The sequence below is a fragment of the Psychrobacter sp. TPE 89C genome (assembly GCF_055522395.1).
Genome location: NZ_JBVFXW010000001.1, coordinates 205747 through 220328, shown reverse-complemented (window position 1 = coordinate 220328; position 14582 = coordinate 205747). Strand labels below are relative to the sequence as shown.

Here is a 14582-nt window from a genome sequence, read left to right as displayed (position 1 = left end):
GCAACTCTTTTGCTTATTAACTGCCTAATTTTGGAGCTGCTATGAAATTATTAAAAGCTGCGTTGTTTACTGCATTGTTCTCTTGTGCAGGTCTTGCCAACGCTGAGTTAATATCAAACGTACCACTTGATACGTCACGTTTTGAGCTAATGCCAATCAGCGAGCTATCCAGTCGTGCTGCCCAAGGCAATGACCATGCTCAGTTCTATTTAGCCAAGCGCTTACAGAAAGGTGAAGGTGTTGCACAAAACACCCAACAGGCCATTCAGTGGTATACCAAAGCAGCTCAGCAAGGTGTTGCTCCTGCTCAGTTGAACCTTGCTATCATGTATTTGCGCGGTGAAGGTGTACAGCCTAACCTACAACAAGCCCGTGGTTGGTTAGAAAAAGCCGCCATGCGTGGTGATAACCGTGCCAGCTATACGCTTGCTTTGTTAGATGAAAAGCAAAAGAATTTGGTCGATGCTTATAAATGGTACGATTTGGCTGCCCGTGATGGCATGCTAGATGAAAAAGTACGCAACAAAGCTCGCGGTAAAATTGGTCAGTTGGCATTGAACTTATCAAGCTCAGACATCGCTAGCGCTCGTAGCCAAGCAGATACGTGGTTTCAGAGTAAGTAAATCTAGCAATATACAGTTTTAGTTTGAAAATAAAAATCCAGCCTTTGAGCTGGATTTTTTGTACTTAAGGTATTACACCCTTTAATATTATTTCTCAACAGCACTGAACCATATTATGAAAAAAATGATTTTTTGGATTTTCATTATGACTTGTATCACAATACAGTCATTTTTTATCTATTTCATCGCACAACCGCAATTCATTGAACGTTTTATCTCACTTTGGATAAGCTTTGGTGTCGAACAAACAGCCTATACTAAGTTTGTTTTTAGTACTATTGAATGGTGGTCGATAGTTCCTGTTGTGTGTTTAATACTTGCGATCATTACACTACAACGCCCATCAAAGATTTTGTCAGCTTTAATACTCATTATTAGTCTCACCGGTGTGCTAGCTTTGGTTTTATCGATATATTCTACCGCCATGCTCATACCGATCGGAAGGTAGATTAGGACAAGACTTATTATTCTACATTCCACAATAATGAGGAACGATAACGTCTATTTGATAGCCACCTTTAAATCTTGGATTTTACGCCTACATTTTGCATAATTGTCGTGCACCTTCCTCATCTATAATTGAATGCTTATTTGCAATATATAACCAACTATAATGCGTGTGACAATTCAAACACAGGAATATATTAGCCAGTGTAGTATCGCTCGACACATAACGATTTGTGACCCTGCAATACTCACTATCTGGAACTCCCTCTGGACGAGAAATACCGTATTTAGAGTAAAGGTTTTTCTGCCAATCAACCATCTGCTGCAACTTTACAACCATTTGCGATTTACAGTGAGGACAGTTTTTTAGAACTGGCATTTCTACTTTATTGAAGCGACACTTGCTATGCTTGAGTACACCATCATCATTTGCATAGTCAGTATTAATTTCAGAAAACTTGTTAATGTTAGATAAGGTATCAACACCAGCCTCAAAACTCACTTTATTATGCTTCAATCCGTATAACACACTATTATAGTGAGATTTATACCTCTCAAATATTATGGAACCTATAACAAATATCGTAATCAGATATAAGTCCATGATATCTGTCCAACTATATATTTGTGCCATAATTAAAAGAATTACGGATAGCGACAGCCACACGAAATAGGGCCAGTGATGTAACAATGATTTAGATTTTTTATTTTCAACGATACTTACTTTGTTGATTTGAGATACATCAACTGGTTTCTCTGTCAAAAGACTGTGATTACAATGTGGACAAAATAGTATTCCTTTTTCGATTAAAGGGACAGCAAACGACTCATGACAACTTTCATGAGGACAAGTTAGGTTTAAAACTTTATTAGGTTTTGTTTTTGGCATGCAGTCTCTTATTTTCTACTCGTCACAAATTTTGCACGATTTATAGCTCTATAAGGAACTATGGATCTTGTTAATATATTTTCGATGGTGATGGCTAAAATAAATATAATTAGTTGCTTTTACCATGAAATAAACAGAACAGATAATGAGAAATGTCTACTATAGCAAGCTCTACTCATAGGATAAACGCCTAAAATCTATTACAGCTTAGAGCAGATCACTTAATGAGTTATGTATACGCTTAACGATGCTATTAACTTTTAAAATATTCAAAACACATCTAAAATTTGCTACACTACGCGCGCATTAGCCAATTCCACAATTAGACTAGTGTTATAACCCATTTTAACTGACAAAGTCTATTTCAAATGAATGCGATATAAGGAATCCGAGCGCAGATTGTACCCAAAGTACATCAAGCGAGGATGACACAATAGCGTATTTATTTGCACCAGACTGCTAACCCAACGCACTAGGTTTGCGACCTAGCCAGCAGGAGAAAAACATGAGTACCACTCAAAGTAGCAATACCCAAGATAGCACCTCTCATAGCCCTACTACAACTGACAACAAATCAGCACCCGCTTACGATAGCGTGACTAATAACATTGTCGTTGCGGCACTCTATAAATTCACGCGCTTTGCAGACTTTGAGCAATACCGTGAGCCAATCTTGAATACCATGCTCGATAACGATGTAAAAGGTACTTTATTGATTGCCGCTGAAGGCATTAACGGTACAATTTCTGGTACACGCCAAGGTATCGATACTGCTCTTGAATATCTGCGTAGTATCGAAGCGATTGGCACGTTTACCTTTAAAGAATCGTATACCAATGAGCAGCCATTCTATCGCACCAAAGTGAAGCTCAAAAAAGAAATCGTTACCATGGGCGTCGAAAACATTGATCCTTTGCAATCGGTCGGTCGCTATGTAAAACCAAGCGATTGGAATGCGCTAATCTCTGATCCTGATGTCATTCTGATCGATACTCGTAACGATTATGAAGTGCAAATCGGCACCTTTAAAAATGCTGTCAACCCAAATACGGAGACCTTCCGTGAGTTCCCAGAATACGTGGCAAAAGAAATGGATCCGGCTAAGCATAAAAAAGTTGCGATGTTTTGCACAGGTGGTATCCGCTGCGAAAAATCTACTGCCTATATGCGTGAGCAAGGGTTTGAAGAGGTTTATCATCTAGAAGGTGGCATCCTAAAATATCTAGAAGAAGTGCCAGCTAGCGACTCTATGTGGGAAGGTGATTGCTTTGTCTTTGACAACCGTGTATCGGTCAATCACAACTTAGAAAAAGGCAGCTACGAGCAATGTTTCGCATGCCGCATGCCCATTACTCAAGAAGAGATGCAAAGCAGTGCTTACATTAAAGGCGAGTCATGCCCGCATTGTATCGACAAAGCAACTGACGAACAAAAGGCACGCTTTCGTGAACGCGAGCATCAAATGCAGCTAGCGAAAAAACGTGGTGAAGCGCATATCGGCAGCGACGTGATAGATGTGATAGAGAAACGCAAAGCCGCTAAGGTTGAAGCACAACGTTTAGCCGATGCAGCAAATCAAGCTAAAAAAAAATAAACCGTCTTACTTTAGGCTAAACAAAAAAGAGAGTGCTCATTTAATTGAGCACTCTCTTTTTTTATAACAAATTATCAGTGCTTATCGAAACCATCAACGCTGATATAGTTGCTCCAATTTAAAAGTGGTACAAGGCAACCGAGTGTAGATGTATATGCAATACTTCAAGCGAGGTTAACGCTGTAATTCTTTTATAGTGGATTGACTATACTAAAATAAGATACGTACGCGGATCGTTTCTTCTACGTCTTTTAGCTGATCTAAAGCGGCACTTGAATCGTTATAATCCACATCCATCACCAGATAACCAACATCACCTTCAGTCATTAAGCTTTGCGCTAAAATGTTGATATGCGCTTCAGCGAACAGACGGTTGATTTGTGATAATACGCCCGGTACGTTTTTGTGAATGTGCAGCAGACGATGCGAGTTTTCTTTGAACGGAACAGATACTTCTGGGAAGTTAACAGCAGTCGCCGTATCACCTTGATCAGAATATCGAACAAACTTATCCGCTACTTCTAAACCAATATTAGCCTGTGCTTCTTGCGTTGAGCCACCGATGTGCGGCGTCAATATAACATTGTCAAACTTACGCAGTGGTGATTCGAACTCTTCGTCAGCAGATTTTGGCTCTTTCGGGAACACGTCAATCGCCGCGCCCAATACTTTACCAGACTCTAGCACAGCGGCTAAGTCATCAATCTCTACGCAAGTACCGCGTGCGGCATTGATGAAGTAGCTGCCTTCTTTCATTTGGGCGAACTGCTCAGCTTTCATCATATAGCGCGTGCTTGGTACATCAGGTACATGCAATGTCACGATGTCGGCAGTTGATAATAACTCTTCTAAGTTACTTACTTGCACGGCATTACCTAGTGGCAATTTGGTCACAGCATCATGATAAATGACTTTCATGCCGAAACTTTCTGCCAATACTGACAGTTGTGAGCCGATAGAGCCGTAACCAACGATACCGATGGTTTTACCACGTACTTCATGTGAGTTCGTCGCAGACTTGCCCCAGCCGCCACGATGTACGGTGGCGTTCTTTTCAGGGATACCACGATACAGCATAATAGCTTCAGCCAATACCAGTTCAGCCACCGAGCGGGTGTTTGAGTATGGCGCGTTAAAGACAGGGATACCTAGGTCGCGAGCTGCTTCCAAATCTACTTGGTTGGTACCGATACAGAAGCAGCCAATACCGATCAGCTTGTGTGCATGCTCAAGTACTTCACGTGTCAATTGAGTGCGCGAGCGGATACCAATGAAGTGGGCATCTTTAATTTTTTCAATGAGCTCATCTTGATCTAAAGCTTGGCTGATATTTTCGATGTTGTGATAGCCAGCGCCTTCCAATACTTTTAGAGCATTGGCATGTAGACCTTCAAGCAATAAAAACCGGATTTTGTCTTTTTGTAGTGATAACGCCATGTGGGAACTGTCCTATAATTGTCTTATAAAATTATCTGCGCGATAATCTATGATGGATGAAACGAAAACAGTCTAGATATCTTACACAAAATTCAACGCCGATGTTAGCAGATTAGATGAATTATTGATTATCTATCCTGAATTTTTTTTATGCTATAGTGAATTATATCCTTCAGTGTTTATTAGTGTGTATTGAACATTAGCGAATAGTTTCTTTACTATACTATTTACGCTTGTGCATGCACATGCCATCATATCGCTCTATAATTACCACAATCACCAACGCCTACTGAGTTGAACACACTTACCTAAAAGTGCAGCTGTCACAACAATGCGGATGTCACTACAATTATGATAAGTATATTTCTATCAATTTAGCGATACAATAATCCCCTTTATACATAGCGCTTGTTTATACCGAGATCTGACCATGACTTCTTTATCTAGCCAAAGCACATCTGAAACCCATACCGCAGCTGTCCAAACTATTTTAAGCACTCTGCTTGAGACTCATCAGTTTGACGCCAGCCAAATCAAAACCGATGCTGAGAGCTTAGAGCATTGGGGTAAAGACTGGACCAAGCATTTTGCGCCTGCCGCTGCCGCCATCGTCTTTCCAAAGACCACCGAGCAAGTGCAATCTATTGTCCTACTTGCCAATGAGCACAATGTCGTCCTGACACCAAGTGGTGGTCGTACTGGTCTATCAGCTGGCGCAGTCGCCGCTAATGGTGAGATTGTCGTCAGTATGGATAAGATGAACCGTATCGGACAGTTCTATCCAGCCGATCGAATAGTTGAAGTCGAAGCCGGTGTCATCACTCAGCAGTTGCAGCAGTTCGCAGAGTCTAAAGACTTGTACTATCCTGTCGACTTTGCCTCAGCAGGATCAAGTCAAATCGGTGGCAATATCGGTACTAACGCAGGTGGTATTAAAGTCATCCGTTATGGCATGACCCGTCAATGGATCATGGGGCTGACTGTCGTCACGGGTAAAGGCGATATCTTGCACCTCAACCGCGGTATGGTCAAGAACGCCACAGGTTATGACTTGCGTCAATTGTTCATCGGTAGTGAAGGCACGCTAGGTTTAGTCACCCACGCGCAAATCAAGCTTGAGCGTCAGCCACAAGACTTAAACGTTATGGTACTTGGCATGGATAGCTTTAACGATGTCATGAATGTACTGGCAGCATTTCAAGCTAAAATTGATTTGACCGCGTTTGAGTTCTTTGACGATGTGGCGATTGATAAACTGATGGCACATGGTCAAGTACAAGAGCCATTTGAATCACGTACCAAGTTTTATACGTTGCTAGAATTCGAAGCGCCTTATGAGCCAATTATGGACAAGGCCATGGCCATATTTGAGCACTGCATGGAACAAGGCTGGGTCGTTGATGGTGTCATGAGTCAGAGCTTGGCACAGGCTGAAGAGCTGTGGAAGCTTCGCGAATACATCTCTGAGACTATTTCAGTATTTACGCCTTATAAGAATGACGTCTCTGTTCTTATCAGTCATGTGCCAGAGTTTATCACTGAGATTGATCATATTGTCAGCAGTAACTATCCTGACTTTGAAGTGTGCTGGTTCGGTCATATCGGTGATGGCAACTTACATCTAAACATCTTAAAGCCTGAAAACATGAGCAAAGACGATTTCTTTGCAGAGTGTCAGGTGGTCAATAAATATGTGTTCGAAACAGTACAAAAATATGGCGGTTCGGTGTCTGCTGAGCATGGTGTGGGCATGACGAAGAAGCCGTATCTGAGCTATAGCCGCAGCGAGACGGAGATTGATTATTTACGAGAGGTCAAAAAAGTCTTTGATCCTAACAATATCATGAACCGCGGTAAGATTTTTGATATGTGATGGGCTGATTACTCACAAGATTGAAGGTATCTTAAACGTTTAACCTACCCTCAATAAAAAAGACGCTAACCCATGAAGGTTAGCGTCTTTTTTTGGCTTATAAAAGCGATAATTTATAGATATAGTAGTATCAGCGCCACCACGAGCAATACGCTTAAAAACCCTTGAATAATCAAAAAGGCTTGATGCGGGGCCGCGATATGGCGAAACATATTACCCAGTGCATTATACGTAATACCTGCGGCTTTCACATGCGGCGGACTGTCGAAGGTTTTTATGACATGCAGAAATTGCTCAGTACGATCAGGAGACCAGCCATGCGGTGCAAATGGCAAGTACGGTGACAGTTGCGTGGCTTGATTTTTGGTCGCTGGTGACCATAACCAACGTTCCAAAAACAGCAAACGCATACGCCAGTCAGCAAAACTACGATGTTCTATGGTCTGCAAGAGCAGCACCTCAACATCTTTATGGCGACTATCTGCAAAAATGCGTTGCTTTAGTGCATATACGTGAGCCTTCTCACCTTCGATGCATTGCAAAAAGTGGCCACTACCATAACATAGCGTACCGGTGATGCCATGCTGCTGATTATAGTCACGTGCATGGCTTTCTACTTCGTCAAATATAGAGGCGCTTAAGCGTGAGGCAATCGTCAGACTACTGACATAAACCAATTGGACCAGAGTTGAGTCTTCTATCTCGTCCCACGTACTGAGTCTATCGGTGTGACTTAAGGGCATAATAAAACAATCCTAAAAAGCCGTTTGAATACGGCTAAACAAAACAAGCAAAGGAAAACGATGCCCGAATAAAAAAGATACTGACTCACAAAAACGTAGCAAATAGTTACCACGTTAGACTGTCATTGCTGGTGTAGCTTGCTATGATAACGAGCGACATAAAGCGACTAAACTGCCAAGTAAGAAATGCTATATAAAAATGCTATCGAATTAATATGAGGTTTTCTTCATACGCACTACCTGAAAATAGTCATAAACGATAGTGAAGATCGTCACATACAAATTTTGTGACTTCCTATCGTCATTTTCAAACAATCATTTTTAAGCGATATTACCTTTAAAAACCATTGTGGTAACGCTGAATTTAACAGGCAAAATAAGATAAAATACACGCATAACTTATTGTAAATACAATGATAAATTATTGTAACGGTAATGTTTTGCGATTGGAATGTTTTTATCACTTTTTTATATAAAAACTTGCCAACGTGACTGCTAAACTCGATTAAGATAATCCATATACAAGGAAGGCGAGTTAAAATACTACAAGTAGTAAACTCGGCCAGACTGACCACGTATCAGGTCAATACAGAATTCACGCTACCCTATTAGCTATGATTAACAACCATAAATATTCAAAACAGGAACATTATGAGCAAGATAGAAAAACTAGATGACCTTCACCTAACGATTGCTGAGATCAAGAAAAAAGATTACCCTCAATTAAAAGAATTGATGGACCGTGTTTATGTCAACTTAGGCGGCGCATGGTCAAAAACCACTATCCATACGTTGATTGATGCCTTTCCTGAAGGGCAGATTGCAATGTTTGATCATGATCAGCTGATCGGTATCGTTCTCTCTATGCGCGTGGACTATGCCAAGTTCTCTAACCCACATACTTATGACGATTTGATTGGTCAAAAAGAGATTATTAGAGATAACCCAGAAGGGGACGCGATTTATGGTTTAGATGCCTTGATTGATCCAGAATATCGTGGCTATCGCTTAGGACGTAGATTATATGATGCGCGCAAAGAGCTGTGTCGTCAGCTGAACTTCCGTGCGATTTTAGCCGGTGGTCGTATTCCTAACTACCATAATCATCAAGACCTCACCCCTGGCGACTATATCGATGCGGTTGCTGCTCGTGAAATCCATGACTCTGCGCTGTCATTCCAATTATCGAATGGCTTTATCGTCAAGCGTATCTTGACTGCTTATTTACCAGATGATGCTCAGTCTAAAGGTTTTGCCACCCTGCTTGAATGGGCTAATATTTATTATGAGCCAAAAGACTACAAGCCAAACACGCGTAAGTCTGAAGTGCGTATTGGTGGTATTCAGTGGCAGATGCGTGAAGTAGAGTCACCTGAAGAGTTATTACAACAAGTCGAATTCTTTGTCGATATCATGGCTGATTACAACTCAGATTTTGCCTGCTTGCCAGAGTTTTTCAACGCGCCATTAATGGGTCTATGTGAGTCAACGGATCAAAACATTGCCATTCGATTTTTGGCAGAATATACCGAGTGGTTCAAAAATGAGATATCGCATCTAGCGGTCAGCTACAACGTAAACGTCATCTGTGGCTCTATGCCATTACTAGATGAAGACGACACCTTGTATAACGTCAGCTACCTGTGTCGCCGCGATGGTACGGTTGAAGAACAGCGCAAAATCCATATTACCCCACATGAGCGCAGCGCTTGGGTCATCGAAGGCGGTGATGAAGTTAAGGTGTTCGATACAGATGCTGGGCGCATTGGTATCTTGGTTTGTTATGATGTTGAGTTCCCCGAACTTGCTCGTCTCTTAGCACTTGATGACATGGATATCTTGTTTGTGCCTTTTTGGACAGACACGAAAAACGGTTATTTACGTGTACGTCATTGTGCCCAGGCACGCGCTATTGAAAACGAATGCTATGTGATGATTTGTGGCTCAGTTGGTAACTTACCGCAGGTAGAAAGCCTAGATATTCAGTATGCTCAGTCATCTATTTTTTCACCATCAGATTTTGCATTCCCACATGATGCGATCATGGCAGAAACCACAGCCAATACCGAAATGGTGTTTTTCTCTGATTTGAACCTAGACAAACTGACCCATGTGCGTAACGAAGGCTCAGTTCATAACCTGATTGACCGCCGTGATGACTTATTCAGTCTAAAATGGAAAAAGAAAGCCAAAATTCCAGCCAGTAAACTGACTGATGAAGAACGCCGTGAAAACTCAGGCAGCGTACTTATAGGCAACCCTTTACAGGACCGCGCGCAAAAGCCTTAATCAAGTGGGTAAGAGAAACCACCTACTAACAATCATATAATCAAATTTGTGAATAACACGGCTGATATTTCAGCCGTTTATTTTATCTACTAAAAACATGTAGGATAGCCAAGCAGCCACTATGACGACTGATATTGATAATAAAGAGCACCTTCCTACAAAAACATCCAGACAAAAAGTAATATCTGTATTTAAGACGGTGCTGTTATACGGTCTGATGTTTATTGTGATTTATACCGCGATCAACTGGTGGCGACAACCTGTCATGCCAGCCAATCCACAGTTGCAATTGATTGACTATCAAGGACAAGCGGTTGATTTAGCCGCGCTGAGTAATGAGCAGCCGACACTGGTATACTTTTGGGGTACGTGGTGTTCAGTCTGTAGCTTCACCTCTCCAACGATAAACAAGCTGGCCGCCACAAATAATTATCCTGTTGTTACTATCGCTGTTCAATCAGGTTCTAACCAAGAGTTGCAGAATTACCTGACTGAAAAAGACTTTAACTTTACAACGGTAAACGACCAAGAAGGTTATATCTTTGATGATTGGCAAGGACAAGTCACACCATCCTATGTCATTCTAAAAGATGGTGAGATGACGCAAGGGCTAACGGGCATTCAGCCACTCTGGTCATTGAAGTTACGGCTGTGGTTATCATCTATTTTTTAGTGCTTAATTAGTACGGAAACAGTTCTTGTAACCTTAACAAATAGATAATCAATATTCTAATACGTATGATTTAATAGAAGACATATGACTGATAGGCATGATTGATTTTTGCTAAAGTTAGAGTGAAATGGACCAGCTCTTTTTACCCTACCCTTTTTGTCATATAATAGCTGCCGATCCAAATATTTTTTCTCATTATTTTTACCAGCACATTTTATGTTGCAATCGTCTCATTACCATTTATTATTGACGTCACTATTTGCGCAATAATGAGCGACAATGGTTATTTATTGACATGATGGTTGATAAACCGACTATGATGAGCAATATACCTATTATTATATTAGCAATTAAGCAGTAATAACTCAGCATAAATCCCAGTATTATATTGAACGTTGAGCCTTGTATCCGGTTTTGAACCGACACACAAACCTACCCTTTAAAAAGATACCTTCTATGACTGATAAAAGTACCGACACACCAAGCCAAGACTACAAAGATACACTAAACCTCGCAGACACGCCATTTGCGATGCGCGCAAACCTTGCCAAACGTGAGCCAGATTGGCTGGCAGCTTGGGAAGCAGATGATGTGTATGGCAAAATTCGTCAAGCGCGTATCGGTGCTCCTAAGTATATTTTGCACGATGGTCCTCCATACGCTAACGGTCAGATTCACTTAGGTCATGCGGTTAACAAAGTACTAAAAGACATTATCGTAAAGTCAAAAACGTTATCGGGCTTTGATGCGCCTTATGTACCTGGTTGGGACTGTCATGGTCTGCCAATCGAACAAAAGGTCGAAGCCAAAGTCGGTAAAGTCGGCAAAAAGGTCTCAGCAACAGAATTCCGTGGCCTGTGCCGTGAGTACGCGAGCACCCAAATCGAGCTCCAAAAAACTGACTTCAAACGTTTGGGTATCTTTGGTGATTGGGACAATCCTTATTTGACTATGAACTTTCATCAAGAAGCCAATATCGTACGTGCGCTTGCCAAAATCTATGACAACGGTCACGTCACTCGCGGTATGAAACCCGTCAACTGGTGCTTGGACTGTAGCTCTGCGCTTGCAGAAGCAGAAGTCGAATACCAAGACAAGGTATCAGACGCTATTTATGTAAGCTTTGATGTGCTCGATACTGATAAAGTGGCTGCATTGGCCAACTTAGGCAATATTGCCGCCATCATTTGGACAACGACCCCTTGGACGTTGCCTGCTAACCAAGCCATCGCCGTCAGCCCTGACAGCGACTATAGTGTCGTCGCGACTGAAAAAGGCAACTTTTTATTGGCGACCGATCTGGTCGAAACGGCAGTAACAGAACTTAAGCTAGAAAATAAAGGCATCCTAGCGACGGTATCAGGCAGTGATCTTGAAGTCCTACGTGCCCAGCATCCATTGATTGAAGACCGCCAAGTACCGCTTATCTTAGGTGATCACGTGACCACTGATAGTGGTACTGGCTTAGTCCATACGGCTCCTGGTCATGGTCTAGACGATTATATCGTTGGTCTTAAATATAATTTGCCAGTTGAAAATCCAGTGAGTGGTACTGGTGTTTATTTAGAAAGCGCAGCCGTCTTCGCTGGCGAGCATATCTATAAAGCTAATCCACAAATCATCGCCGCCTTACAAGACAATGGTCACTTAATCAGCCATACCAAAATTGAACATAGCTATCCACATTGCTGGCGTCATAAGTCACCGATTATCTTCCGTGCAACGCCTCAATGGTTTATCAGCATGGAAGCCAAAGGCCTACGTGATCGTGCGCTTGCTGACATCGCTTCAGTCAACTGGACGCCAGCATGGGGTCAGAACCGCATCGAATCTATGATGAATGGTCGTCCAGATTGGTGTATCTCACGTCAGCGTACATGGGGCGTGCCAATTACTTTCTTTACTCACAAAGAAACAGGCGAGTTGCATCCAAACACGCTTGAGCTGATGGAAGTCGCGGCACAAAAAATTAATGAAGGCGGCGTTGAAGCTTGGTTTGATGCCAGCTGTGAAGACTTCTTAGGCGCAGAAGCGGCTGACTATGACAAAGCGACTGATACCTTAGACGTTTGGTTTGACTCAGGCACGACGCATTTTGCCGTACTTGATCAGCGTGATGAATTGACCAATCCAGCGGACATGTACTTAGAAGGCTCTGATCAACATCGCGGTTGGTTCCAGACATCATTACTAACCTCAGAAGCCATGTACGAGCGTCCACCGTTCAAGCAAGTATTAACCCATGGTTTTGTGGTCGATGAAAACGGTCGCAAGATGAGTAAGTCACTCGGCAACATCATCACCCCGCAAGAAGAGATCAATAAAACAGGCGCTGATATGCTGCGTTTGTGGATTGCTTCTAGCGACTATCGTTATGAGATGAGCGCAGGTAAAACGGTCTTTAAAGGTGCGATCGATATGTATCGCCGTATCCGTAATACCCTACGTTTCTTGCTTGCCAATACCGATGACTTTGATCCGGCGACCAACAGTATTGATATCAATGAGCTAGTAAGCCTTGATAAATTCATCATCGAGCGTGCACAGACAGTACAAGCACAAATCATCAGCGCTTATGATGCGATGGACTTTCACCAAGTCACTCAACATATCACCGCGTTTTGCTCGCAAGATTTGGGTAGCTTCTACTTAGACATTATTAAAGACCGTCAATATACGACACAGACTGATGGTCAGCCGCGCCGCTCTGCGCAAACGGCTATCTACCATATCGTTCAAGCGCTTATTCGCTGGATTACGCCAATCTTGTCATTTACTGCCCAAGAAGCATGGGAAGTATTGGAAGGTAAAAATGGAAATGAAGCTGGCTATGTCTTCACCGAAGGCTGGTATGAGTTCCCAGCTCTTGAGCTAAGTGCTATTAGTAATGACGACTGGCAACGTATCATGCGCGCTAAAGATATGGTGAATAAAAATATCGAAACTGCACGTGGTGAGAAAATCATCAATGCCAATCTATCTGCTGATGTGAACTTATATGCTGATGGTGCGATGCATGAGAGCTTAGCCAAGCTTGGCGAAGAGCTGCGCTTTGTACTCATTACCAGTAGTGCAACCTTAAAGCCAATGAGCGATGCACCTGCTGGAAAAGTAAATCTAGAGGGTCAAACCGAAGGCAATGCAGAAGAATCTACAGATTTAGTGGTAGATATCAGTGCTGCTACTGGCACCAAATGCGTACGCTGCTGGCATATCCGTGATGACATCGGCACAGATAGCGCACACCCTGAGCTATGCGCACGCTGTGTGACTAACGTCAGCGGTGATGGCGAGGTGCGTCATTATGCCTAACTCAACAGACCCATTAGAGCAAAAGCAGGTGCATACTCAGAGCGATGGCTCACCTGAGCCTGCTCATGCGACGATAGGGAATTCATCAACGCCGAAAGGTCGCCTGACGAAAACACCAAAAGTTCTCGCTAATGGCAGTCGCGCCTTTACCTGGTACTTACTATCATTGGTCGTGGTTATCATCGATCAGTGGACGAAATGGCTGGCTGAAACCAAGCTGACTTTTCATGAGCCAGTGCCTGTAATTGAGCCGTTCCTTAATTGGACGTTGGCATACAACTATGGCGCCGCTTTTAGCTTTTTAGCAGATGCTGGTGGTTGGCAGAAGTGGTTTTTTTCAGGATTGGCATTATTGATGTCACTGTTCTTAATCGGCTATTTGATTAAAGCGCCGCGCACAGCCAAACTGCTATCTACAGGCTTAGCACTCGTACTCGGTGGTGCAATTGGTAATCTAATCGATCGCCTGCTACATGGCCACGTCATCGACTTTATTCATGTGCATAATGCCGATGTCTGGCATTATCCTATCTTTAATATTGCGGATATGGGCATCAGTATCGGTGTGGCGATGATTGTCATTGATATGCTGTTCTTGGAAAAGAAGCGTGAAATGCCACGAGCATAGTTGAAAGCAGTTAAATAAAATGGTTTAACTTATAAATAAAAAAGGTGGTTTACGCATTCGTAAGCCACCTTTTT

The 14582-nt window shown here is 42.4% G+C and carries 10 protein-coding genes; 7 read left to right on the top strand and 3 right to left on the bottom strand.

Going from position 1 to position 14582, the window contains the following annotated elements:
* Positions 1-41: 41 nt before the first annotated feature.
* Positions 42-623 (top strand): tetratricopeptide repeat protein, encoded by a 582-nt coding sequence (locus tag ACZW67_RS00865; protein WP_201548955.1) that lies wholly within the window; start codon positions 42-44, stop codon positions 621-623.
* A gap of 538 nt (positions 624-1161) precedes the next feature.
* On the opposite strand, the gene ACZW67_RS00860 is transcribed toward ACZW67_RS00865, so the two are convergent.
* On the bottom strand, positions 1162-1959 hold the full coding sequence (locus ACZW67_RS00860) for a hypothetical protein (protein WP_465181798.1): 798 nt from the start codon (positions 1957-1959) through the stop codon (positions 1162-1164).
* A gap of 505 nt (positions 1960-2464) precedes the next feature.
* Here ACZW67_RS00860 and trhO point away from each other — a divergent pair.
* Positions 2465-3553, top strand: coding sequence for an oxygen-dependent tRNA uridine(34) hydroxylase TrhO (gene trhO / locus ACZW67_RS00855; protein ID WP_465181797.1), 1089 nt, complete (start codon positions 2465-2467; stop codon positions 3551-3553).
* A gap of 210 nt (positions 3554-3763) precedes the next feature.
* Here trhO and serA read toward each other — a convergent pair whose 3' ends face one another.
* On the bottom strand, positions 3764-4990 hold the full coding sequence (gene serA, locus ACZW67_RS00850; RefSeq protein ID WP_197215919.1) for a phosphoglycerate dehydrogenase: 1227 nt from the start codon (positions 4988-4990) through the stop codon (positions 3764-3766).
* Between the two features lie 430 nt (positions 4991-5420).
* Here serA and ACZW67_RS00845 point away from each other — a divergent pair, with 430 nt between their 5' ends.
* Positions 5421-6863 (top strand): FAD-binding oxidoreductase, encoded by a 1443-nt coding sequence (locus ACZW67_RS00845; RefSeq protein ID WP_465181796.1) that lies wholly within the window; start codon positions 5421-5423, stop codon positions 6861-6863.
* A 113-nt stretch (positions 6864-6976) separates the two neighbouring features.
* Here the strand turns inward: ACZW67_RS00845 and ACZW67_RS00840 are convergent, their stop codons facing one another.
* A complete protein-coding gene (locus ACZW67_RS00840) occupies positions 6977-7606 on the bottom strand; it encodes a BLUF domain-containing protein (RefSeq protein WP_465181795.1) in 630 nt (209 codons plus the stop codon).
* A gap of 651 nt (positions 7607-8257) precedes the next feature.
* Here ACZW67_RS00840 and ACZW67_RS00835 point away from each other — a divergent pair.
* The 4 genes from ACZW67_RS00835 to lspA all read left to right on the top strand — a co-directional run bounded on the left by ACZW67_RS00835 (position 8258) and on the right by lspA (position 14508).
* Positions 8258-9895 carry a carbon-nitrogen hydrolase family protein gene (locus ACZW67_RS00835; protein ID WP_110921712.1) on the top strand — a complete coding sequence of 546 codons (1638 nt, stop codon included), beginning with the start codon at positions 8258-8260 and terminating at the stop codon, positions 9893-9895.
* Positions 9896-10016: 121 nt separating this feature from the next.
* On the top strand, positions 10017-10568 hold the full coding sequence (locus ACZW67_RS00830; RefSeq protein ID WP_465181794.1) for a protein disulfide oxidoreductase: 552 nt from the start codon (positions 10017-10019) through the stop codon (positions 10566-10568).
* A 456-nt stretch (positions 10569-11024) separates the two neighbouring features.
* Entirely contained in the window at positions 11025-13880 is a 2856-nt protein-coding gene (gene ileS / locus ACZW67_RS00825; RefSeq protein WP_465181793.1) for an isoleucine--tRNA ligase, read from the top strand.
* Entirely contained in the window at positions 13873-14508 is a 636-nt protein-coding gene (gene lspA / locus ACZW67_RS00820; RefSeq protein WP_465181792.1) for a signal peptidase II, read from the top strand. The genes ileS and lspA overlap by 8 nt, the downstream gene beginning before the upstream one ends.
* Positions 14509-14582: the final 74 nt, after the last annotated feature.